The following is a 22,725-nucleotide window of genomic DNA, read 5'->3' as shown; positions in this document are numbered from 1 at the left end:
CCGTCGTGGGCCCTCGGCGACGGGCAGTGGCGGATCCATCCTAATTCCGGGAGACGGGTCCGAGCTGCGATCGGAACGGTCACCCGCGGGCGGGGGACACCAGCCAGCGGTGACCGGAATCGGCGATTTCCTGCCGGCTGCGGTCGATGGGCGGTGCAGACCGCCGGCTCGCCTTGCCGGCCGGCGGAGCGATGGATACCGTTGGTCATCGAGGAGTTGGCGTGCATACCGGCCGGACGATCATCGCGCTTGTGACGGCCGTCGCCGTGATCGCCGGTCCGCAGTGGTGCTGCTGTTCACTCGAGGCGCTCACGCCGTCGATCGCGCGGCAGACCGCGCCGGCAGAGTCCTGCTGCTGCTGTCCGGCAGCGCCGACCGAGCAGCCGTCGTGCCCCGACGGAGCAGGCGGCCGCGGCTCGTGTCCCTGCCGCAGCAAGCCTCGGATCGCCGCCGCCGACTTCGGGTGGTCGATCGCCGATCCGGTCTGCCCGGCGATTCCGTCGGGGGATCACCTCCTTTTCTTTGCCGACGTGCCGATGCCGTGGGCCCGGCAGCCTGTTCCGGCCGTCGGCCGTTGCCGGGCCCGTGGCGGAGATGCAGCGCTCGCCGGCCGGGCGCTGCTGCGCGCGCTGTGCGTGCTGCGCTGTTGAGCGGAGCGTGACCGCACCCTCGGTGCGGCTTCCCCGATCCGGCATTCCGGCGGTCTGCCTCGGTGCGGCCGCTTTTCCCGCGCGGGGTGTCCGCGCGTCTGTCCGATCCCGTCCCGTACACGAGGAGAGTGCCATGGAATGGTTCAGTCCCGGTCGGTCGCGCGTGACCCGCGCCTGCTGCCTCCGCCCGCTGGCCGCGGTCGTGGCGATCGCCGCCCTCGCCGCCGAACCCGACGACCACGAGCACGGCGTCGGCGCGCATGGCGGCTTGATCGTCGCGCTGGGACGCGACAGTTACCACGTCGAGCCGGTCTTCGAAGCCGGGGGCATCCTCCGCATCTACCTGCTCGGCTCCGACGAGACGCGCGTCCAGGAGACGCAGCGACAGACGCTCACCGCCTATGCCAAGCCCGTGGGCGGCCGCGAGGCGGTGGCGCTGCCGATCGTCTCCGAACCGCAGGAGGGGGATGCCGAAGGTCAGACGTCGCGCTTCAAGGGGACGCTTCCCGAAGCGCTCCGCGCCGGGCCCGTCGAGGTCACGATCCCGAACCTGCGGATCGAGGGGGCACGATTCCGGGTCGGATTCACGTCGGCACCGCCGCCGCCGGTCGCGATGCCGGCAGCACTCGCCGACGACGATGCCGCGAAGCTGTTTCTCACGCCGGGCGGCCGGTACACGGCGGCCGACATCACCGCCAACGGTCGGGTCACGGCACAGCAGAAGTTCAAGGGATTCCGCGCCAAGCACGACGTCAACCCGGTCGCCGGCGACACGCTCTGCCCGATCTCCGAGACCAAGGCCAGCCCCGCCTGCACCTGGATCATCGGCGGCCAGACGTACCAGTTCTGTTGCCCACCGTGCGTCGAGGAGTTCGTGCGGATGGCCAAGGAGACGCCCGACGCGATCAAGGAGCCGGGCGAGTATGTCAAGCGCTGAGCGGGCGGGGCGGATCCATCCCGCGCTCGGGCTGGCCGCGGCGTTGATCGCCACGGCTGCCGCGGGCACGTCGGCCCACGAGGGCCACGAGGCACTGCCCACCAAAGGGGTCGTCGTCGACGCGCGTCACGGCACGCTGGCTTTGAGCGCGGCCGCCCACCGGGCGCTGGCGGTCGAGACGGCCGACGTCACGACCCACGCGCCCGCGACGCGGCTGACGGCGACGGCGCGTCTCGTCGCGGCCTGGAATCGTCATGCCTACGCCGCGCCGGGGATCGCCGGGCGGGTGGCGGCGATCCACGTCCGCCCCGGGGACGTCGTCGCCGCCGGGCAGCCGCTGGCCACCGTCGACAGCCTGGCGCTAGAGACGATCCAGGTGGAATTGCTCACCGCCCGTGCCGAGCACGAGCTCGCGGCGCGGACCTTCGCGCGGATGGAGACCCTCGCCGCGGCCCAGGCGGCGGCACTGCGCGACCGCTCCGAGGCCCGCGCGAGGCTCGAGCAGACCCAGGGAGCCGTCGACGTCGCCGTGGCCAAACTCCGCAGCCTGGGGATCGCCGAGGGGGTGATCGCCCGGCTGCTGGCTGACGCCGATCGGCCACTGACCGCGACGGTGGCGATCGCCAGCCCGATCGCCGGCACGGTGGTCCACGTCGACACCACCGTCGGCGACGTCGTCCAGGGCACGGAGCACCTGTTCGAGGTCATCGACCTGGCCGAGGTCCAGGCCGAGATCCAGGTGCTCGAACGGGACGTCGCCACCGTCGCGGTCGGGCAGCCGGTCGAACTCGCCGTTCCCGCCTGGCCCGACAAGCAGGTCACGACCGCGATCGATGCCCTCGGCATGAGGCTCGACCCGACGACCAAGCTCGGCACCGCGTGGGCGACGGTCGCCAACCCGGCCGGGCGTCCGCCGCGCTTCCTGCCGGGGATGACCGGCCGCGTCGCGATCGCGACCGCGGCGGGCCGCGCCCGGACCGCCGTCCCCGTCGGGGCGATCGTCACCTCGGGCGCGGAGCGCTCCGTGTTCGTCGAGGAGGCGGCGACCGAGCGCGGCTACGAATACCGCCGCCAGCCCGTCGTCGTCGAAGGCAGCGCCGACGGCCTGGCGACGCTCGCCGACGGGGCCGTGTTTCCCGGCGATCGGGTCGTCACCAGGGGAAGCCACCAGCTCGGCAGCTTCTTCGTCGCCGGCGCGCTGCGGCTCAGCCCGGAGGCGGAAGCATCGATCGGGTTGCAGACCGAGGCTGCCGAGCTGCGGTCGGTCGACGACGTCCTCGAGTTCGACGGCCTCGTCGACGTGCTCCCCGGAGCGCGGACGGTCGCGGCCGCACCGATCGAGGGACGGATCACGCGCCTCGTGGGCCGCCTCGGGCAGGAGGTCGCCGCCGGAGACGTCGTCGCCGAGGTCGCGAGCCTCGCGGCGCTCGATCTCCAGCTGCGGCTCATCCAGGCATCCGCGCAGCGCCGGCTCGCGAACGAGACGCTCGCGCGGCTCGCCGAGCTCGACGCAGCCGAGAGCGTGCCGCGCAAGCGGGTCTGGGAAGCGCAGACCGCGGCGCTGTCGCTGGCCGAGCAGGCCGAGGCGCTCGGTCGGTCGCTCCGTGGCGTCGGGCTCTCGGCCGCCGAGGTGGAGCAGGTGGCAGCGCACGGTGCCGTGGTCCCGGTGATCGCCGTCCGGGCTCCGGCCGCGGGGCGGATCGTGGCGCTGTCGGCGATCCTCGGCCAGGTGATCGAGCCCGACGTGCCGCTGGCGGAGATCCACGACCCGCACCATGCCTGGGTCCGCGGCCACCTCACCGAGCGCGAGGTCGGCCGGTTCGTGGCCGGTGCCGCGGGCGGAGCCGTCCGCGTCCGCTTCGTCGCTCTCCCCGGCAGGGCGTTCACCGGTGCGATCGTCCGCCGCGGCACCGTCATCGATTCCCGCGACCGGACGCTGCCGGTGTGGGTCGAGCTGGAGACGTCGCCAGCCGAGATCCTCCAGCACGACATGCTCGCCCGGGTCTCCGTGCCGCTGGCGAGCTTCCCCCCCGCGCTTGCCGTGCAGCGGTCGGCGGTGGCGCGGGAGGGCACCCAGGCCTACCTGTTCGTGCGCGAGGGGGACGGCTCGTTCCGCCGCCAGCCGGTCGTGCTCGGCCGTGGCGACGACCGGCTGGTGACGGTCGTCGAGGGGCTCGCTGCCGGCGCGATCGTCGCCGTGTCGGGGGTCGCCGACCTCCAGACCGCGTTCGCGGCGATCCGCTGACGAGGGGGTGATCGGATGCTCGACGCGATCATCGCCTTCTCGCTCCGCAACCGGCTTGCCGTCCTCGCCGCGGCACTGGCGGTGGCGGTCGCCGGGGCCGTGGCGCTCGAGCGGATGCCGGTCGACGTCTTCCCCGATCTCGACCGGCCGACGGTCACGGTGATGACCGAGGCCCCGGGGCTCGCCCCCGAGGAGGTCGAGACACTCGTCACCCGGCACCTCGAATACCTCCTCAACGGCGCCACCGGTGTCCGCCGCGTCCGCTCGTCATCGGGGATCGGCCTGTCGATCGTGTGGGTCGAGTTCGAATGGGGGACCGACATCTTCCGCGACCGGCAGATCGTCGCCGAGAAGCTCCAGCTCGCCCGCGGCCGGCTCCCGGCCGACGCCACCCCGGTCATGGCCCCGGTGTCGTCGATCATGGGGGAGATCATGCTCCTCGGCCTTCGCGACACGCGCCCGATCGACGGCCCCGACGCCGCGCGCGACAGCGCCCTGGCGATGCGGACGCTCGCCGAGTTCACGATCCGCAACCGGTTGCTGGCGATCGACGGGGTCGCCCAGGTGACGGTCATGGGGGGCATCCTCAAGCAGTACCAGATCATCACCTCGCCGACCCGGCTGGCGGCGCAGGACGTGACGCTGCGCCAGCTCGTCGACGCCGCGGCGAAGGCCAATGCGATCGCCGGTGGCGGAGTGATGGAGGACGGCACGCGCGAGTCGTTGATCCGGATCAGCGGCCAGTCGTTCACGCTCGACGAGGTCGGCGACACGCCGGTGGCGTGGCGCGCCCCGCGGCCGGTGCTCGTCAGGGACGTCGCCGACGTCGTCTTCGGCGGGCCGGTCAAGCGCGGCGACGGCGCCGTGCAGCTCAAGGAGGACGGGGGCACGACGGGGGGGCCGGCGGTGATCATCGCGATCCAGAAGCAGCCCGCCGCCGCGACGCTCGCCCTCGACCGGCGCGTCGATGCGGTCCTCGACGGGATCCAAGCCGATCTTCCCCCCGGCGTGACGATCGAGCGCCGGATCTTCCGGCAGGCCGACTTCATCCGGGCCGCGATCGACAACGTCGTCGAGGCGGTCCGCGACGGTGCGCTGTGGGTCGTCGTGGTGCTGTTCTTGTTCATGTGGAACCTCCGCGTCAGCGTCGCCGCGCTGACGGCGATGCCGCTGTCGATCCTGGCGACGGTCCTCGTGTTCCGCGGCTGCGGCATCACGCTCAACACGATGACGCTCGGCGGCATCGCCGTCGCGATCGGCGACCTCGTCGACGACTCGATCGTCGACATCGAGAACATCTACCGGCGCCTCCGGGAAAACCGCCACGCCGCGCGCCCCGAGCACCCGTTGCGCGTCGTGTTCCGGGCGTCGGCCGAGGTCCGCAATTCGATCGTCTATGCAACGCTGATCGTCACGCTCGTCGTCGTGCCCCTGCTCTCGTTGACCGGCCTCGAGGGGAGGATGTTCGCCCCCCTCGGCCTCGCCTACGTGATCGCCCTCCTCTGCTCGCTGGCGGTGTCGCTGACGGTGACCCCCGTGCTCGGGTACCTCCTGCTCGGGCGGTCGCGCCTCCTCGACGAGGCCGACGACCCGTGGTTCCTCCGCCTCCTCAAGCGGCTCGACGCCGCCGTCCTCCGCTTCACGCTCCGACACGCCCGGGGCGTGCTGGTGGTCGTCGCGATCCTGGTGGTCGCCAGTGTCGCGTCGATCGGCTGGATGGGGGGCGAGTTCCTCCCCCCGTTCAACGAGGGCACGCTGACGATCGGCGTCCAGACCGAGCCGGGGACGAGCCTCGCCGAGAGCAGTCGCATCGCCCGGCTCGTCGAGGCCCAGGTGCTCGAGGTGCCCGAGGTGATCGCGCTGTCGCGCCGCACCGGTCGCGCCGAGCTCGACGAACACGCCGAGGGAGTCCACTCCTCGGAGATCGACGTCCGTCTCGCACCGCACGAGCGGCCGATCGCCGGTCTCGGTGCCGCGGTGCTCCGGTTGGTGCCGGTGCTCCACCTGTGGGGGACGGAGCGGGTCGGCCGCCCCCGGGACGAGGTCGTCGCGGACATTCGCGACCGGATCACCACGATCCCCGCGGTGCGCCTCGCCATCGGCCAGCCGATCTCCCACCGGCTCGACCACATCCTCTCCGGCGTGCGTGCCCAGGTCGTCGTCAAGGTGTTCGGCAGCGATCTCCGCGAGCTCCGCGCCGCGGCCGCCGACATCGAAGCCCGGATGGCCCCGATCCCCGGCGTCGTCGACCTCCAGGTCGAGCCGCAGGTCGAGATCCCCCAGGTCAGGCTCCGCGTCGATCACCGCGAGGCGGCACGCCACGGCCTCGCCCCCGGCGACGTCGCCGAGCTGCTCGAAACGGCCTACAAGGGGCGGCTGGTCTCGCAGGTCGTGGAGGGCGACCGCTCGTTCGGATTGGTCGTGTGGTACGACGAGGAGTCGCGTGCCAGCCCGGCGATCATCAACGAGACGATCCTCGAGACGCCCTCGGGGCGCCGCGTGGCCCTCGGCCAGGTCGCCGAGGTGCTCGACACCACCGGGCCCAACACGATCAATCGCGAACACGTGCAGCGGCGGATCGTCGTCTCCTGCAACGTCGCCGGCCGCGACCTCGCCGGAGTCGTGGCCGACATCCGCGCCGCGATCGCGCCGGTCGAGGAGCGGCTCCGTGGCCTTCCGGGCGATGCCGGCGTGGTCCTCGGTGGGCAGTTCGAGGCGCGCCGCGACGCCACCCGCCGGCTGCTGATCCTCGGCACGGCGGCGGTGGTCGGCGTCTTCATGCTGCTGTGCAAGGCGCTCGGGTCGTGGCCGGCGGCGCTGCAGGTGCTCGTCAACGTGCCGCTGGCGGCGCTCGGCTCGGTGGTGGCGCTGTTGATCGTCAACCAGCCCTCGGCGGAGGCCCTCGCGGCGGTGCCGTGGTGGCAGTGGCCTCGGGTCTGGGCGGGGGCGACGACGCTGTCCGTCGCCCATTCGGTCGGATTCATCACCCTGATCGGGATCGTCAGTCGCAACGGCATCATGATGATCTCGCACTACCTCCACCTGATGCGTTACGAGGGAGAGCCGTTCGGCGAGCGGATGGTGATCCGCGGCAGCGTCGAGCGGCTCGCACCGGTGCTGATGACGGCGTTCACATCGTTTTTCGGACTGCTGCCCCTGTTGTTCGGTGCCGGCCAGCCCGGCAAGGAGATCCTCGAGCCGTTGGCGGTCGTCGTGTTCGGCGGGATGGTCGGGTCGACGATCCTCGATCAGATCGTGACGCCGGCGCTGTTTTTCGCGTGCGGTGGGCGGGGCCTCGCCGTCGGCGAGGCGGGCGCGCTGACGACGGCAGGCGCTACGCCGTTTCTCGACGGGAGCGATCGCCAAGCGGCCGACGGTGGTCCGGTGGCCGGAGAGAGCGATTCATGAGCACCTGGCTGGTCGCGAGCGACGTCGACGCTACCCTTCTCCGCGGCCCAGCCGACGTTCCCGCCGTCGGGGACTGCCTGCGGCAGCTGCAGCGAAGGGGTGTCGCGACCCTGCTCGCCTCGAGCAAAACGTTCGGCGAAATGGTGACGTTGCACGACGACGCCGGCCTCGACCCCCAGCCGTTCGTGTTCGAGAACGGCGCCGGCATCGGCTGGCCGCTCGACCGCTGGCCCGCCCGGATCGGTTCCCTGCCGGAGGTGCGCAGGAGTGGCTACGGGGCGATCGTCACCGGCGACGGTCCCGAGGCGATCGCCCCGCTGCTCCGCGACATCCGTGACCGCCACGGCCTGCGTTTCACGCTGCTGGGCGAGCGCTCCCCGGCCGAGATCGGGCGCTGGCTCGGGATCTCCGTCGCCCAGGCCCGGCTGGCGCTTCTGCGGCTCGCGACCGTCCCGCTCATCTGGGAGGACGACACCCACGCCCTGGCGAAGCTCCAGGACCACCTCGGCGCCCGCGGTCTTTCGGCCGTGTCGGGTGGGCGCCTCGTGCACGTCGCTCCCGCCGGAGGGAAGGCGGAGGCGCTCGGGCGGGTCCGGCCCTGGTTGGTGGACGGCGGGCTCGCCCCCGATCACCGCGTGCTGGCCTGCGGCGATGCCGAGAACGACCGCAAGCTGCTCGAGGGTGCCGCGATCGCGCTGGTGTTCCACCCGCCGGACCGGCCCCCGCTCACGCTCGCCGATCCGGCGCCGGGGATCGAACGCGTCGGCAGGGCGGTCGTCGCCGGCGGCCCACTCCGCTGGCTCAAGGCGGTCGAGGCAGCGCTCGCGGAGGCCGAGAGCACGCCCCGATGAGCGACTTCTTCCAGAACGGCATCGTCACCACGCTCCACGACCTCGACCAACGCGGCGCGGGCGCGCCCGAGGCGGCGGTCGCCCGCGCAGCGGAGCGGGCGGCGGTCACGCTCGTGCTCCCCTGCCTCCACGCCGAGCTCGATGGCCCCGCCCTGGAGCCGTTCGTGGGGCAACTGGCGACGATCCCCTGGCTGCGGAGGATCGTCATCGGCCTCGACCGCGCCGATGCCGCCGGCTTCCGCGCGGCGCGGGCCCTGTTTGGGCGCCTCCCCCAGCCGCATCACGTGATCTGGAACGACGGCCCACGTGTCGCCGGGCTCGTCGCCGAGTTGGCTGCCGAGCAGCTCGCGCCGGCGGCCGCCGGCAAGGGACGCAACATCTGGCTGTGCCTCGGCCTCGTCCAGGCGCTCGGGGACGCCGACGTGGTGGCGCTCCACGACTGCGATGTCGTCACGTTCACGCCGCGGATGCTCGCCCGCCTCGTCTACCCCCTGCTCCTTCCCGACGCCGGCTTCGTGTTTGCCAAGGCGTTTTATCCGCGCGTCACCGATGGCGTGATGTATGGCCGCATCAGCCGGCTGTTCGTCACGCCGCTGCTCCGCGCCCTGCGCCGCTGCCTGCCCCCGAGCCGGTACCTCGAGTACCTCGACAGCTTCCGCTATCCGCTTGCCGGCGAGTGTGCGCTGCGGTTCGGCGCCGCGCGGCGGCTGCACCTGCCGTGCGACTGGGGGCTCGAGATCGGCGTCCTCACCGAGATGTTCCGCGATCATTCGACGCGCGAGATCTGCCAGGTCGACATCGCCGCCATCTACGACCACAAGCACCAGCCCTTCCCCGACGCCACCGGGAGCGGCGACGGCCTCGGGCGGATGAGCCGCGACATCGCCCTCGGCCTGTTTCGGGGGCTCGCCGCCCAGGGGCAGGTCGTCGACGGGGCGCTGGTCCGGGCGCTGGTCAACGCCTACCAGCGGATCGTGCTCGACCTGATCGACTCGCATGCCGCTGACGCGGCGCTCAACGGCCTCGCGCTCGACCGTGCGGCCGAGGCGCGCGCCGTGACGTTCTTCGCCGGCTGCCTACTCGAGGCGGGGCAGGCCTTCGTCGACGACGATCGGCTCGCGCCGCTCGCCCCGACCTGGGACGAAGTGATGTCGCGCGTCCCCGACGCGCTCTCCCGGCTGGCTGCCGCCGTCGCGGCGGACCACGCCGAGCCGTAGCAGGCTGCGGACAGACCGAGCGGCCGCCGGACTGCGGCCGAGGGCCATGGAAGAGGGTGGGCGGCAGGGTGCCCGGTCAGACCGTCGCGAACGGCCGTCATGCCAATCGCGGGAGGAGTCGAGCCAGCTCGACAGGAATCCCGTTGCCGGCGTCGTCGACCACGGTGGCACACGCGACCGCTTCGTGCGGATCGGCGCTCGCTTGTTCGGCGTAGCCGCTGCTCTCCGGGCGACCGACCTCGCCACCGCCGACCGGCCGGCGAAACACGCGGATCTGCCGCGTGGCCGCGTCGATCACCCACACCTCCGGAATGCCGTGGCGGGCGTAGAGGGGCACCTTCGTACCGAGGTCGTAGGCGAGGCTCGTGTCGGCAACCTCGATCACGAGCAGCACGTCGGCCGCACCCGGATGCGATGCCGTGTAGAAGTCGACCCGAGGCCGGAGAATCGCGATATCGGGTTCAGGCTCGCTGAAATCGTCGAGATGGAGCGGGTTTTGGCACCACACGCCCCCCGCCGCCCCGAGACGCAGGCTGAAATACGAAGCCAGTCGCGCGACGATCGCCGCATGGAGGACTCCGATCGGCGACATGTCGATGATCTCCCCGTCGATGAGCTCCACGCGGTCTTCGGGACCGAGGATGCCCGTCTCGGCCATGCGGTGGAACGCGTCCACCGAAATCAGATGGCGGGACGGGGCGGCAGAAGGGAGCGTGGCCATGGTGGCGGCACTGTCGGCGGGATCGACTCATGATTCCGTGGTACTCAGTATACGAAAGCACACCGTCCGTGGCGACGTGGAGCCCGCCGGCGTATCCTTCCGCGTCACAGTCGTCAGTTCTGCCATTCGGGATCGCGGCACGCGCGCGGCCAGGGAAGTGGCCGTCGAAGACTGCAACAGCCGACATGAGACTCCTCGACCGGATTCCGATGCACTCTCCTCCGTCGCGCACGCTTCTCGGCGTCGTCAATCTGTCGCCCGAGTCGATGGTCACCGATTCGGTTGTCGACGGCACCGGCCAGCTCCTCGAGCGCGCGAGTTTCCTCCGCGACCAAGGCTGTGCCGTGATCGATCTCGGTGCCCGGTCGATCACGGCCACGGCACCGATGATCGACGACGCCGAAGAGCAGCGGCGGCTCGTGCCGGCGCTGCGCTGCCTCGTCAACGCGGGGTTCAGCGTGTCGGTCGATACCTGGAGCCCGGTGACGGTCCGCGTGGCGCTCGCCGAGGGAGCGACGGTCGTGAATTTCACCGGCGCCGTGATCGGGCAGGAGGCGCTGGCCGCGGTGGCGGCCGCCGGTGCGCCGTTGATCCTCACATACATGCCGTATGGCGATGCCTACCGGATGCGCGCGGCCGCCCCGGTGCCCTACCGGCTCCAGGGGATCCTCGACCATCTCGGGCCGCGCGTGGAGGAGGCGCGGGCCGCCGGCGTGCAGGAGGTGATCGTCGATCCGAACCTCGGCATCATCCATCCTGCGACCGACGATGCCGGCAAGACGCAGCTCCAAAACAGCGTCCTGTGGAACCTCCCCCGGCTCCGCACGCTCGGTTGCCCGATCCTTCTCTACGCGGCGCGCAAGCCCGAGCCGCTCGCGCGGCTGTTGTTCGCGTCGAACGTCCTGTTTGCCGGTGCCGACTGGATCCGCACCCACCACCCCGATCTGATCCAGGCCCTGCTCGGAGCGGCCACGGCCGACGCGCCATGAGCGCCCGACCGCTCCTCGGAAGGGTGGCGCTGGTCACCGGCGGTGCCAAGCGCACGGGCCGGGCACTGTGTCTGGCGCTGGCCGAGGCGGGTGCCGACGTCGTCGTCCACTATCGCCACAGCCATGCCGAGGCGCTCGAGGTGGTGGCGGCGATCGAGGCCCTGGGGCGGCGTGCCCTGCCCCTGGCGGCCCACCTCGACGACGCCGAGGCGACGGCCGCCGCCTTCGCCACCGCGGCCGAGCGCCTCGGCGGCCTCGACATCCTCGTCAACAACGCCTCGGCGATCGTCTGGAAGACGCTCGGCGAGATGGACGTCGCCGAGTGGCACCACGGCATCGACCACACGCTCCACATCACCCACCACGCCTGCCGTGCGGCACTGCCCTTCATGCGGCGCCGAGGCTTCGGCCGGATCGTCAACATCATCGACGTCGATGCCGACTCGCCGCTCGCCGTGCCGATGGTCACCCCCTACAAGATCGGCAAGGCGGGCGTGCTCCTGCTGACGCGCACGCTGGCGGTCACCGAGGCACCCCACGGGATCACCGTCAACGGCGTCTCCCCGGGCACGCTCGACAACTCCGAGCGCAAGCCGCCGCTCGACCGGATTCCCGCGGGGCGGTACGGCACGGTCGACGACGTGGCGCGGGCCGTGCTGTTTCTCGCCGACCCGGCCAGCGGTTACGTCACCGGCACCAACATCAAGGTCTCCGGGGGCTACCTGATCTGATCGGTTCCGCGTGTCGCACGCCGAAGGATAGCAGCCCGAGGAAAAAGGGATCGGCCGCCGGATGCGGCCGACGGCGACCCGGGAAACCCTCGGCGTTTCCCGCGGTCGCTCGAGTGGACAAAGGCCATGGAGGGCTTTGTCCACGGACAGATAGACTTATACAGATGCAGTTTGCAGCCCCCGTCCCGATCGCCTGTCGCCAGGTCAGCGTGCGGTTCGAGGGGGGCCGCGACGTGCTGTGCGGCGTCGACCTCGACGTGCCGGCGGGCGCGGCGGTGTCGCTCGTCGGCCCGAGCGGCTGTGGCAAGACGACGCTGCTGCGCTGCATCGCCGGGCTTCAGCAGCCCACCGCGGGCTCGATCGAGCCCGGGACGGGAACCGTCGCGGCCGGCGCCATGGCCTACGTCTTCCAGGAGCCAGCGCTGCTCCCCTGGCTCGACGCGGTCGCCAACGTGATGCTGCCGCTCGATCTCGTCGGCCGCGGCACCCGCGCGGAGCGCCGGGCGGCCGCCACCCGGTGGCTCGGCGAAGTCGGGTTCGCCGCGGCCGATCTGGCCAAGCGCCCCGCCGAGCTCTCCGGGGGAATGCGGATGCGCGTCTCGCTCGCCCGGGCACTGGTCACGGAGCCGGCGATCCTCCTCCTCGACGAGCCGTTCGCCGCGCTCGACGACCTGCTCCGCACGCGACTGACCGATCTGCTCCTCGATCTCCACGCCCGGCATCCGCGGACGATGGTCCTCGTCACCCACAACATCGGCGAGGCGATCCTCGTCGGCGACAGCGTCGCCTCGATCGACCGCGGCCGGATCGGCGGAACCGTGGCCGTCGATCTCCCGCGCCCGCGCCTCGCCCGCACGCGCGGAACCCCGGCGTTCGGCCGGCTGTACGACGCCGTCACCGACCTGCTCGCGGAGGCCGTACGGTGAGCCGCACGCGGACGAGCCCCGGTCGGGCACTGCTCGAGACGCTGCCAGCGCTTGCCACCGCCGTGGCCGTGGTCGCCGTCTGGCAATGGGCCATCGGCCACTGGCGGATTCCCCCCTACCTGCTGCCGTCGCCCGGGCAGGTGGCGACGGCGGCGTGGGAGAAGCGCGCCGCCCTGGTACAGGCGTTCGCGGTGACCGCGCGGGGCGCGGTGGCCGGGCTGGCGACGGCGGCGGTCGTGGGCACGGCGCTGGCGATCCTGTTCAGCCAGTCGCGGATGCTGCGGATGGCGGTCTATCCCTACGTGCTGTTTCTCCAGACCGTGCCGATCGTCGCCATCGCGCCGTTGCTCGTGACCTGGAGCGGCTACGGCGAGCGGACCGTGATCCTCGTGTCGGCGATCATCGCGCTGTTTCCGATCCTCTCCAACGTCACTGCCGGGCTCCTCGCGCTCGACGCCAACCACCGCGACCTGTTTCGCCTGTACCGTGCGGGGCGCGTGCCCACGCTCCTCCGGCTCCGTCTGCCGACGGCGACAGGCCACCTCGCCCAGGGGCTGCGGATCAGCTGCGGCCTGGCAGTGATCGGGACGATCGTCGGCGAGTTTTTCGTCGGCCGCGGCGGCGATTCCCCGGGCCTCGGGGCCGTGATGGACCGGTGGCTGGCGATGGGGAAGACCGACGCCCTGATCGCCGCGGTCCTGCTGTCGTCGCTCCTCGGCCTGGCGATGTTCGCCGCGGTCAGCCTGCTGACCGATCGGCTCCTGCGCCGGTATCTTCCCGGCACGGGCGACTGACGCCCGCTTCCAGGAGCGCTACCGATGCCGTCCAAGCTCGCATTTCTCGTCGGCTCGATCCTCGTCCTCGCCGGGTGCAGTCGCCCCGCACCGCCGGCCGCGGCGCCGCGCGCCGAGCCGGTGGTCCTCCAGCTCAATTGGTTCCCGGAGGCCGAGCACGGCGGGTTCTACACCGCCGCGATCGGCGGGCACTACGCCGCCCAAGGGCTCGCCGTCGAGGTCCGCCCCGGTGGTCGGGCGATCCGCGTCGCCGGCGAACTGGCGAGCGGACGGGTGCAGTTCGCCGTCGCCAATGCCGAGGACGTCGTCATTTTCCGCAGCCAGGGGGCCGATGTCGTCACGGTGATGACCGCCTGCCAGCATCACCCGCGCTGCATCCTCACCCGAGCCGACAGCGGCGTGACGTCGTTTGCCGATCTCGGCAGGAAGGGGATGACGCTCCAGGTGCAGCAGGGCCATGCGTTCGTCGAGTTCATGCGGTCGAAGGGAGTGCTCACCGGCGTGAAGGAGGTGCCGTTCACCGGCGGCGTCGCGCTGACCGTCGGCGATTCGTCGTTCGCCCAGCAGGGCTACGTCTATTCCGAGCCGCTCCTCGCCCGGCAGAAGGGGGTCGCGATCACGACGCTGATGGTCTCCGACCTCGGCTTCGATCCCTATTCGAGCGTGTTGGTGACGACCGGAAAGCTCGTCCGCGAGCGCCCCGACCTCGTGCGGCGGATGGTCACCGCGGCGATCGCCGGCTGGCGCGGATACCTCGCCGATCCGACGGCGACCAATGCCCGGCTCCTCGAGGTCAATCCCGAAGGAGTCACGCGGCCGATGCTCGAGGAGGGGGTGGCGATCCTCCGCGGCCTCTGCCTCCCCGGCGACATGCCGGTGGACGAGCTGGGCACGATGACTGCCGAGCGCTGGGACCGGCTCCTCGAACAGATGACCGCGCTCGATCCCTCGCTCGGGGCGAAGGTGAAGGCGACCGACTGCTACACGCTCGCGTTCCTGCCCGAGGCCGCGCCGGGCCGGTGACCGCGCGGTCGCCAGCCGACTGTGAGCCACATGATCGGCCGCCGGATGCGGCCGACCGCGACCCGAAGAAACCTCGGCGTACCCCGCTCGACCCGATTCCCACCGACAGGTGCCCTGCCCCATGACGAGCGCATGCCGTCCCGCCCGCGTGCCGTGTGCCTTGGTCGCGATCCTCCTCGCCCTCGGTCCGTCGGTCGTCGCCCCGGCCGACGACCCGGGGCCACGGTCCGCGGAGATGGCGGGCTATCTGCTCGTGCCGCACGGAAAGGTGGAGGCGACCTACGACGCTGGGTTCTCGATGTACGTGGCGGCCTGGCCGTTGCTCGAGCACTACCCTGGGCAGGCGTTTCAAAGCGGGCTGTTCGGCACGTGGATGTTCGCGCGGTACGACGGGCCGAAACCGGAGAAGGCCTATTCCGACATCGAAGGGGGCTTGGGGTGGTGGCGCGACACGCGCTTCGCCACGGAGACGCCGAAGTTCATCATGGGGGGCGTGGCGCGGGAGTTCGTCGAGTGGGCCAACGGGCCCGGCGCCGGCAAGGGGCGCGACTGGAGCAAGCCAGCCGGTCACTACGCGATCGCCCAGCTCAGCCCGTGGGTCCTGTGGCCGCCCGACGGACTCAATCTGAAGCAGGGCACCTGCGGCGAGTTGGTCGGCTACGGCTACCTGCCGCTGCCGCTCACCACCCCCAAGGCGTCGACCGCCGGCGCGGACGTGCCGACCGGTAACCAGTGCTGGACGCTGTTTTTGAGCACCGGCAACTTCAAGGGACCGGTGACGTTTTTCCTGCCGTTCTTCTGGTCGAAGCCGTCGCTGGAGGCACGCGACCTGGCCGGGGCGTTTCTCGACACCCGCCCGTCCGAACCGAACAAGGCGGTGCAGATGGAGACGCAGCACGTCCCCGCGTTCATCGCCGACGACACACATGGCGAGACGTTTGCCCGGGTCGCGCCGACGCGCTTCCCAGGTCGGCGCGACTCCCCGGCGCCTCTGATCCACCGGATCACGGCCTACGGGCGCGCCGCGCTGTGGGACGGCGTCGACGCCTGGTTCAAGGGAGGGCCGGCGGTGTCAGGGCGGATCGACCCGGCGGCGGGGCGCGTCCATCCGTTTGACGGCAAGGGAGGCGCGACCTGGCAGATCTATCCGCCGAACACGCCGCGCGACCGCAAGGTGCCGATCGCCTGGCCGTCGTTCGCCACGCCGGTCGCGCTCGACGAGACGACCTACGCCTACCGGTGGGGTGAAGCTGCGCGGGACTCGACCGATGCCCAGGGGCGCCCGGTCGTCACCCTCCCCGAGTATTTCAAGCTCGAGCGCGACGGCAACGAGCGCCGGCGCTGGGCCGTCGTCGATCGCCGCGACGTTCCGGCCGAGTGCGGCCTGGACACCGTGGAGTTTCCGCGCCGCCGCGGCGCCGAACGGGGACCGTACGTCACCCCCGACGGGCCCGGCAGTTGCTGGAAGATGCCGGGTCCGGCGGCGGGGCCGTTTCAGGTCGCCCTGGGCGACGGGAGCGTGGTCACCTACTGGTGGTATCGGTTCGCCGACCAGCCGGCGCTGCTCAATGCCGATCTCGACGCGGCCGAGCGCGAGGCGCTCCAGCAGCGGGTGGAGCTCCTCCATCGCGACTGGACGATCGAGCGCGACTACCTGCCGCCGCCGACCGTCGGCAGTCTGGCCGACCTCGACCCGGCGCTGCTCGTCGTGCCGCCGCCCGGCCTCGAGATCGGCTACGTGCCGATCGTGACCCGGCAGGCGGCCGAATGAGCCGGCTGTCACGGCCGGCCGGAGCTCGCTGGCCGTTTCGGCGGCGAATCCGAGGACGGCGGGCAATTCACGCCGACGCCCCGAGGGCAGTCGGTCAGCCGAGCCGGAGCCTGGCGAACGGGTGGAACCGGAACCGATCAGCCGGATCGAGCGCGGTTTTCTGGCGCGGGACGACGTCGGCCAGCGTCTCCGTTCCGAAGATCACGTTGTCTTCCACGGCATGGCGGGGGTCGTCGGGCTGCGAGTGCGTGCCGCTGAAGTCGACCGCCAGCCCGGGCACGCCCCGCGCCTTGGTGGCGACGCGCGCCGTCAGGTCGGCGATCTTCTCCCGCTCTTCCACGGTCTTGCCCTTGGCGTCGTAGAGCGTGATCACGTCGACGAAAAACCGGTGGCGACAGTTGCCGGTCGGCAGCGGCGTCTTCTCGATCACCGCCCCCCCGAGCGTGCGGATCTCGATGATCGAAAACGGCGCCTCGTCGAGCGGCGCCTCGGCGACGACCGTGTCGGCGATGAAGTCGAGGATCACGTCGTCGGGCGCGCCCTCGGTCCCGATGCAGTGCTGCAGCATCCCCAGCGGACTTCCCTTGATCTCGGCGAGGACCGGCCACAGCGCCGCGGCCGCCTCGTACCACGTGGTCGATGTCGCCCGGGCGACGATCGGAAGCTCGAGCCGTGCCGCGAGCTCCTCCAGCGGCCTGACGAAATCGGCCGGATCGCCCCGGAACGAGTCGTAGAACACGACCGTCACGACCACGGCCTTGGCTCCCGAGACCACCAGCTCCATCGACACCGAATCATTCGGCAGGACGCGGTCGCGGAGGATCCGCAGGGCATCCCGGGCGAATGCCACCGCCTGGGCGCGCGATTGGAATCCCACCACGCGCTGCTCGGCCGAGCGGAGGATGCTGCCATCGGCCACGCGGATCGTCACGTCGCACACGATCCCCAGGGCGCTTCCCGCCCCGAGCAGTGCCGTGCACAGCTCGCTGCCGGCCTTGACCACACGCACCTCCCCGGCCGCCGTCACCACCGTGAGGCTTTCGACGCGCTGGCCGAGCAGGCCGAGGCGGCGCGAGAAGTAGCCGCTCAGGCCGCCGTTGACGACGTACCCGACGACACCGACATCGGGCCCCGTCCCCACCGGTAGGGCGCCTCCCTTCGCCTTGACCGCCTCGACGAGCTGGCGAAAGACGACGCCCGCCCCGACCGTGACGAGCGTGCCGCCGGAGTCGGTGGCAAACTCGATCGCCTGGAGCCGCGCCAGGTCGAGGACGACCGCGTCGCTGGCGGCGACGATGGCGGCATTCGACGACTCGTGACCGCCGCAGACACAGGCGATCGGCGTGGTAGGCGGCAGCGACTTCACCACCTCGACGACCTCGGCGATCGACCCGGGGCGTTAGACCTGCCGCGCGGTGGTGGTGGTGGCGAAAGGACCGGGGCCGGTCGCCTTCACGAGCCGGTTGCCGCTCAGGCACCAGGCGCGGCTCGCCGCCCAGGCCTCCTTGGCAGCGACCGTCTCGACGGCGCCCCGCGCCTCCCCGCTCCCCGGGCCGGCGACGAGCACCCCGGCCACGGCCCCCGCGCCACTGGCGGCCGTGCGCTGGAGCACCGACCGCCTGGTCAGGTCATCGCGATCGCCTTCCATGGGCCGAGCGCTCCGTGATCGGGTGGGGGCTCCGGGGCGGTGGCATTGTGACACGACTCGCGCGTGAATCACCACCGGCCATCCCCACGTTCCCTACGACACCGACCGCGCCCCGCGGTGCAGGCCGCGCTCGGCGGCTGCCGGCCGCAGCCAGGCGAACCACACCAGGCCGCAGAGTGCGACCGGCCACGCGACCATCACCACGTCGTTCATCGTCTCGGTAAACGTGAACCATCCCAGCTCCATCGGGAGCAGGTGCCTGCCCCAGATGCCCAGCCACAGGTGGCCGAGGGTCTCGCAGGCCGCCAGACCGGCGAGGAATTTCGCCGCTTCACGAAGGGCGGTCGTCATCATCCACCTCACGGAACAGCCGAGGATGCGGGCCATCGATGGCCGTGGGCACCTCGGACCCCCCGGGGTGTGCGACTCGTTCGCCTTCGCTATCACCCGAATCGTGGAGGGGCAGGCAAGCCCGCACCGGTCGGCCGACGCCTGGCGCCCAGCAGGCCGGCGGGTCCGCCAGGGATGGCTTCGTCCACGGACAGCTAGCGCTGTTCCGCCAGGATCGTCGCCGCCCCGCCGTCGGGTCCCCGCGGCGGGGAGCGGTGGGTGGAATACCGCTGGGCAGCCGTCCAGCCCGCGACTCTGCTCACCTGGGATGACAGCCGCTCCGCACCGACCCCGACGGGTACGGTGGACCAACGACCGGTTGCATGATTGCCGATAACGACCGCGGCCGCGTGCTGTGTCGGATCGAGGTCCACCGCGGGGTCCCTGTCGTACAGTTCGAGGGCCCGTCTGAGGCCACGAATCTCGTCGGCCGAACCGGTCAGGAACACCCACTCCGGGGTATCCGGATCGGTCGTCGGAAGGCGATACCGCGCGGCATACTCGGCGATCGCGTCAACGTCGTCCTTCTCCGGTTCGATGCTGATCGAAATCATGCGCACGGACCGGCCGAAGTCGGTGGCAAGCCGATCGCGGAGGTCCGCGAGCACCAGATTCGTCCCCGGGCAGGTGCCCCGGCAGGTCGTATAGAAAAAACTGATCACCACCGCGTGATTCCTGACGAGGTCCGACATGAACCGCACGTCGCGGCCGGTGTCGTCGACGAGGGCCGCGTCCGGGAGGCGATCCCCCATCGGGTGGCGCATCAGGTGAAGCGGCCCGACGGGCGGGCTCCCGATGGCCGCCGTGGCCACCGCAGGCAACGCGGATTCCTCGCCATGGCAGGCCGCGGACAACGCGAGCGAGGCCGCAATCGCGGCGATGGACATCGTGCGGCCGAACCCGGTCATGGAAACCACCGCTGCGGGGCCGGGGAGTTGGACATCGGAATCCGTGGGTCGAACTGAAACATCATGTCCATGTCTTCGTGCTCCACGTTGTGGCAGTGAAACACGAACGGTCCCCGGAATGTTCGAAACCTCATCCGCACCACGATCTCGGAGTTAGGCCCCAGGGTCGTAGTGTCGGTCTTGAAGCTGTCGTGATACGGGATCGGCTTCCTGGTACGGAGATCGGCGACTTGGGTATGTGATTCGAGGTGGATGTGGATCGGATGCCACCATCCACCACCCCCGTTGTGAAGGGTCCACTCCTCGACGGCGTTCTCCGGCATGAACGCGTTGGCGATGTTGGGCTCGTAGAACGCACCGTTGATCGCCCACATCCCGTTCTTCCGCTCGAAACGGAACCTCCGCCGCGCCGTGACCAAATTGGCCGGAGGTGTCTCGTGCGGCCGCAACGACGACGTGAGGTTGATCGAAGCGTCGGGAAAACGGTTATCCCTCGGGACGACCACGAATTTCAGGATCCGATGCCGCCAGTCGGGTGCCGTCGGCGCGGTCGTGACGTTTTCGTCCTCCAGTTTGCCGTCCGGCCCGCGCGGATCCTCCTGATGGAGAATATTCTCCAGATAGATCTCGGTGCCCGGGCGGTACTTGCTGAAGTCGACGACGATGTCGGCCCGCGTCGCTATCGCGAGAAGGATCGACTGGGTTTGCTGCGGCTTGGGGAACAGCCAAGCGTCCTTTCCGATTCGGAGATACGGGGCGTTGTTGCTCAGCCGCAGTCGCCAGACCCGGGCGTTGCTCGCGTTGAGCACGCGAAACCGGTACTTTCGGGCCTCGACCTGCATGTACGGGTAGGCCAGGCCATTGACGCGCGCCACGTTGCCGAGATAGCCGTTGTGGCCGTTGCTCGTGTAGTTGAGTTGCCCCTTCGTGTCGAAGATGTCGTCGCGGATGACCAGCGGCAAATCGTAGGGGTTGCGGTACTCGGGGCCGACGTCCGACGTGCCCCGGATGCCGGGCAGGACCCCTGAGCGAATCAGGTCGGTTTCGAGGTCATCGAGGCAGAGGTTGACACCTCCGCCTAATCCGCGCGCGACGTGGGCCGCGGTGAGGTGGATCGCGTGGTCGTGATACCACATCGTGCTGGGCGACTCGGTTGTGTCAAAAGCTGAACCGGACTCGTTGCCGCCGTTCTTCCGCGGCAGGACATTGGGATAGTAATAATCGCGTCCCTTTCCTGGCAGAATCAGGAAGTCGGGATGGCCGTCGGGGTGTGCCGGCCAGTGGCCACCGTGCATGTGCAGCGACATTTCCTCCGGCAATGCGTTGATGACGCGCACGAGTGCCGGTTGGCCGATCCGGGATCGAAAAAGCGGGGGCAACCCCACGGGAAACATCGTTCCGTTCGCCCCTCCGCCCGCATACCCCCAGAAGTTCGTCGCGGGAATCCGCATCGAACTGGGGAGGAACCTGTAGCTGCCCGTTGTGTAGTACAACTGGTAATACTGCGTGGGGAAGCGATCCCAATCGGCTGGGTGCGAAAACCACTCCGGGGCGACGCCGTGGTGGACACTTCCGACCGGGCCACCGAAGGCTGACGGAACGGCTCCCGTCGAAACCGGCGGCAGCCACCGCGGGAAGATGATCCGATCGACCCACCGCGGGATCTGTTCGTTGATCAGCGGATCGGCGAACGTCGAAAGGTCGACCGTCAACGGGGCGTCGGGCTGCTTGAGCACCGGAAACTGCTGATCCGGGAGCCTGCTTTGAGCGTGGAGCCGCGATGTGCCGAGAGCGGCAGACAGGGCAACGGAGGTTCCGAGGAGTTTGCGACGGGATGTCGCGGCAGCAGAAACACGGGATGAGCTCGGACGACGGTCGACGAAACTGGAAACGCGACGCTTGGGCATGAGAACTCCGTTTACAACAAGGTTCCGCGACGAGTCGGACGAGGGTCGTCACTCGGGCGGAGAACAAACTTCTTCAACCGACACTCTGTGTTCTTTCAGTCAATTTCCGAAAAACAGGTTCTTCGGGGAATTTCGTGGCACGGGCAGGTCGTTCCGGGGGCTTCGGTGACATAAAGTGCGGGGATGGACGCACTTTTCACGCATTATACCCGGCTTCTGGGCCTCGACAACTCCTGGCGAGTCGATGCTGTTGACCTTCGGCTCGATGAGCGGCGAGTCGAAATCCGCCTGGCGCATGTCGGTTCGGGCGTTTACTGCCCGGAATGCAGCCAATCCTGCGGTATTGCCGATCACGCGGAGGAGCGGCGCTGGCGGCACCTCGACACGATGCAGTTCACGACGGAGCTGGTCGCCCGACTGCCACGGTGCCGCTGCCCGGATCACCGGGTGAAGACGATCGTGCCGCTGTGGGCAGGAAAGCACAGCCGTTTCACGCTGTTCTTCGAAGCCTTCGCCATAGAAGTCCTGCAGGCATGCCGCACCGTCAAGGCCGCGGCCTCCCTCCTCGGGCTCTCCTGGGATGCGGCCCAGACAATCATGGATCGGGCCGTCGAACGGGGCCTCGAGCGGCGCGAGGCGACGCCCATTCCCCACGTCGGCATCGACGAGAAGAGCTTCGGAAAAGGGCACGACTATGTCACCGTTGTCACCGACATTGACGGCTCCCGCGTCCTGGACGTCGCCCCAGGGCGAACCCAGGCCGCGGCGGAGGCCGTCCTTGAGACGCTGACGGTCGAGCAGCGGCAGGAGGTTGTGGCCGCGGCTGCCGACATGCTCCCAGCCTACGCAAGCGCGGTGGCGAACCAGACCCCGAACGCGGAACTCGTGCACGACAAGTTCCGTGTCGCAAAGCACTTGGGAGAGGCGGTCGATCAGGTGCGGCGTGCCGAGAACAAGGCTCTTCAGGCCGAAGACGATGACCGGCTCACGGGGACACGGCAGCTCTGGCTCTTCAACAAAGCCAATCTCTCGCCAAAGCAGCGGCGCAGGTTCGCGGCCATCCGGCGGAACGGCCTGAAGACGGCCCGAGCCTGGGCGATCAAGGAGGAGTTCCGCTGGTTCTGGCGGCATGTGTAGCCGACGAGTGCCGAGGACTTCTTCAACCAGTGGTACGCCTGGGGTGTGCGGTGCCGCCTGCGGCCGATCATCAAGGTGGCGAGAATGCTCAATCGCCATCTGCCAAATCCTCTGAGCTACTTCCGGCACCGCATCACCAACGCCACGAGCGAGGGCTTCAACAGCGTCATCCAGGCCTTGAAGTACGCAGCTCGTGGCTTCCGGTCCTTCCAGAACTACAGGACGCGAATCCTGTTCTTCTGCGGGAAACTCGACCTCAGCCCGCGGCTACCCTGCCACTGAAATACCGGAAGAACCGAAAAACAGCAAACACTTGGTTCGGGTTGAACGCGACCTCACCTCTCGGCATGCGCTGGCAAACGCAGCGAGATCGGTGACGAAACCTTGCGGTTTCGAGAGCACGCCTGACTGTGATTCAGGCGAGCAACCGCGATTGCGGCTGGTCTTTTGAGGCGGGAGTTGCGGGGCAGGC

17 protein-coding genes and 1 pseudogene are annotated in these 22,725 nt (G+C 70.2%); 12 read left to right on the top strand and 6 right to left on the bottom strand.

The genetic code is table 11. The annotated features are described in order from the left end of the window. Positions 1-221 precede the first annotated feature (221 nt). From FJ309_09335 to FJ309_09315, 5 genes are all read left to right on the top strand, one after another. Positions 222-650 (top strand): hypothetical protein, encoded by a 429-nt coding sequence (locus FJ309_09335; GenBank protein MBM3954801.1) that lies wholly within the window; start codon positions 222-224, stop codon positions 648-650. 401 nt (positions 651-1,051) lie between these two features. Further along, a complete protein-coding gene (locus tag FJ309_09330) occupies positions 1,052-3,832 on the top strand; it encodes an efflux RND transporter periplasmic adaptor subunit (GenBank protein MBM3954800.1) in 2,781 nt (926 codons plus the stop codon). Between the two features lie 15 nt (positions 3,833-3,847). After that, the gene (locus FJ309_09325) at positions 3,848-7,240 is read left to right on the top strand and encodes an efflux RND transporter permease subunit (GenBank protein ID MBM3954799.1); all 3,393 of its coding nucleotides are present in this window, start codon (positions 3,848-3,850) and stop codon (positions 7,238-7,240) included. Then, positions 7,237-8,091 carry a hypothetical protein gene (locus FJ309_09320; protein MBM3954798.1) on the top strand — a complete coding sequence of 285 codons (855 nt, stop codon included), beginning with the start codon at positions 7,237-7,239 and terminating at the stop codon, positions 8,089-8,091. The genes FJ309_09325 and FJ309_09320 overlap by 4 nt, the downstream gene beginning before the upstream one ends. Further along, positions 8,088-9,308, top strand: coding sequence for a glycosyl transferase (locus FJ309_09315; GenBank protein ID MBM3954797.1), 1,221 nt, complete (start codon positions 8,088-8,090; stop codon positions 9,306-9,308). The genes FJ309_09320 and FJ309_09315 overlap by 4 nt, the downstream gene beginning before the upstream one ends. A gap of 97 nt (positions 9,309-9,405) precedes the next feature. Here FJ309_09315 and FJ309_09310 read toward each other — a convergent pair whose 3' ends face one another. Next, positions 9,406-10,029 (bottom strand): Uma2 family endonuclease, encoded by a 624-nt coding sequence (locus FJ309_09310; GenBank protein MBM3954796.1) that lies wholly within the window; start codon positions 10,027-10,029, stop codon positions 9,406-9,408. Positions 10,030-10,058: 29 nt separating this feature from the next. Between FJ309_09310 and FJ309_09305 the strand changes: the two genes are divergently transcribed. The 6 genes from FJ309_09305 to FJ309_09280 all read left to right on the top strand — a co-directional run bounded on the left by FJ309_09305 (position 10,059) and on the right by FJ309_09280 (position 16,263). Then, positions 10,059-11,018: a hypothetical protein gene (locus FJ309_09305; GenBank protein ID MBM3954795.1), complete on the top strand. Its 960-nt coding sequence runs from the start codon at positions 10,059-10,061 to the stop codon at positions 11,016-11,018. Beyond that, complete coding sequence (locus FJ309_09300; GenBank protein MBM3954794.1) at positions 11,015-11,749, top strand: SDR family oxidoreductase; 735 nt, start codon at positions 11,015-11,017, stop codon at positions 11,747-11,749. Before FJ309_09305 ends, FJ309_09300 begins: the two co-directional genes overlap by 4 nt. Before the next feature lie 164 nt (positions 11,750-11,913). Continuing rightward, positions 11,914-12,675, top strand: coding sequence for an ABC transporter ATP-binding protein (locus tag FJ309_09295; GenBank protein MBM3954793.1), 762 nt, complete (start codon positions 11,914-11,916; stop codon positions 12,673-12,675). Positions 12,676-12,704: 29 nt separating this feature from the next. Then, positions 12,705-13,469 (top strand): ABC transporter permease, encoded by a 765-nt coding sequence (locus FJ309_09290; GenBank protein ID MBM3954792.1) that lies wholly within the window; start codon positions 12,705-12,707, stop codon positions 13,467-13,469. Positions 13,470-13,493: 24 nt separating this feature from the next. Then, positions 13,494-14,492 (top strand): ABC transporter substrate-binding protein, encoded by a 999-nt coding sequence (locus FJ309_09285; protein ID MBM3954791.1) that lies wholly within the window; start codon positions 13,494-13,496, stop codon positions 14,490-14,492. 235 nt (positions 14,493-14,727) lie between these two features. Then, complete coding sequence (locus FJ309_09280; GenBank protein ID MBM3954790.1) at positions 14,728-16,263, top strand: hypothetical protein; 1,536 nt, start codon at positions 14,728-14,730, stop codon at positions 16,261-16,263. Between the two features lie 94 nt (positions 16,264-16,357). Here FJ309_09280 and FJ309_09275 read toward each other — a convergent pair whose 3' ends face one another. The 5 genes from FJ309_09275 to FJ309_09255 form a co-directional block, all read right to left on the bottom strand. Beyond that, a complete protein-coding gene (locus tag FJ309_09275; protein ID MBM3954789.1) occupies positions 16,358-17,650 on the bottom strand; it encodes an FAD-binding oxidoreductase in 1,293 nt (430 codons plus the stop codon). Positions 17,651-17,662: 12 nt separating this feature from the next. Then, positions 17,663-17,911, bottom strand: coding sequence for a hypothetical protein (locus FJ309_09270; GenBank protein MBM3954788.1), 249 nt, complete (start codon positions 17,909-17,911; stop codon positions 17,663-17,665). A 93-nt stretch (positions 17,912-18,004) separates the two neighbouring features. Further along, complete coding sequence (locus FJ309_09265) at positions 18,005-18,262, bottom strand: hypothetical protein (protein ID MBM3954787.1); 258 nt, start codon at positions 18,260-18,262, stop codon at positions 18,005-18,007. A 194-nt stretch (positions 18,263-18,456) separates the two neighbouring features. Continuing rightward, the gene (locus FJ309_09260) at positions 18,457-19,209 is read right to left on the bottom strand and encodes an SCO family protein (GenBank protein MBM3954786.1); all 753 of its coding nucleotides are present in this window, start codon (positions 19,207-19,209) and stop codon (positions 18,457-18,459) included. Beyond that, positions 19,206-21,116: a hypothetical protein gene (locus FJ309_09255; protein MBM3954785.1), complete on the bottom strand. Its 1,911-nt coding sequence runs from the start codon at positions 21,114-21,116 to the stop codon at positions 19,206-19,208. Before FJ309_09255 ends, FJ309_09260 begins: the two co-directional genes overlap by 4 nt. A gap of 183 nt (positions 21,117-21,299) precedes the next feature. Here FJ309_09255 and FJ309_09250 point away from each other — a divergent pair. After that, positions 21,300-22,535: pseudogene (locus FJ309_09250) on the top strand (ISL3 family transposase). The last annotated feature ends 190 nt before the right edge of the window (positions 22,536-22,725 follow it).

This window comes from Planctomycetota bacterium (assembly GCA_016872555.1).
GTDB lineage: Bacteria > Planctomycetota > Planctomycetia > Pirellulales > UBA1268 > F1-20-MAGs016.
This window is presented reverse-complemented; position numbering and strand designations above follow the sequence as displayed.

What these genes read in the sequence shown, in the direction of transcription:
- FJ309_09330 (MBM3954800.1), top strand. Translation starts at nt 1,052, where the DNA reads ATGCCAAGCCCGTGGGCGGCCGCGAGGCGGTGGCGCTGCCGATCGTCT.
- FJ309_09325 (MBM3954799.1), top strand. Translation starts at nt 3,848, where the DNA reads ATGCTCGACGCGATCATCGCCTTCTCGCTCCGCAACCGGCTTGCCGTC.
- FJ309_09320 (MBM3954798.1), top strand. Translation starts at nt 7,237, where the DNA reads ATGAGCACCTGGCTGGTCGCGAGCGACGTCGACGCTACCCTTCTCCGC.
- FJ309_09315 (MBM3954797.1), top strand. Translation starts at nt 8,088, where the DNA reads ATGAGCGACTTCTTCCAGAACGGCATCGTCACCACGCTCCACGACCTC.
- FJ309_09310 (MBM3954796.1), bottom strand. Translation starts at nt 10,029, where the DNA reads ATGGCCACGCTCCCTTCTGCCGCCCCGTCCCGCCATCTGATTTCGGTG.
- FJ309_09305 (MBM3954795.1), top strand. Translation starts at nt 10,059, where the DNA reads ATGATTCCGTGGTACTCAGTATACGAAAGCACACCGTCCGTGGCGACG.
- FJ309_09300 (MBM3954794.1), top strand. Translation starts at nt 11,015, where the DNA reads ATGAGCGCCCGACCGCTCCTCGGAAGGGTGGCGCTGGTCACCGGCGGT.
- FJ309_09295 (MBM3954793.1), top strand. Translation starts at nt 11,914, where the DNA reads ATGCAGTTTGCAGCCCCCGTCCCGATCGCCTGTCGCCAGGTCAGCGTG.
- FJ309_09285 (MBM3954791.1), top strand. Translation starts at nt 13,494, where the DNA reads ATGCCGTCCAAGCTCGCATTTCTCGTCGGCTCGATCCTCGTCCTCGCC.
- FJ309_09280 (MBM3954790.1), top strand. Translation starts at nt 14,728, where the DNA reads ATGGCGGGCTATCTGCTCGTGCCGCACGGAAAGGTGGAGGCGACCTAC.
- FJ309_09270 (MBM3954788.1), bottom strand. Translation starts at nt 17,911, where the DNA reads ATGGAAGGCGATCGCGATGACCTGACCAGGCGGTCGGTGCTCCAGCGC.
- FJ309_09265 (MBM3954787.1), bottom strand. Translation starts at nt 18,262, where the DNA reads ATGACGACCGCCCTTCGTGAAGCGGCGAAATTCCTCGCCGGTCTGGCG.
- FJ309_09260 (MBM3954786.1), bottom strand. Translation starts at nt 19,209, where the DNA reads ATGACCGGGTTCGGCCGCACGATGTCCATCGCCGCGATTGCGGCCTCG.
- FJ309_09255 (MBM3954785.1), bottom strand. Translation starts at nt 21,116, where the DNA reads ATGCCCAAGCGTCGCGTTTCCAGTTTCGTCGACCGTCGTCCGAGCTCA.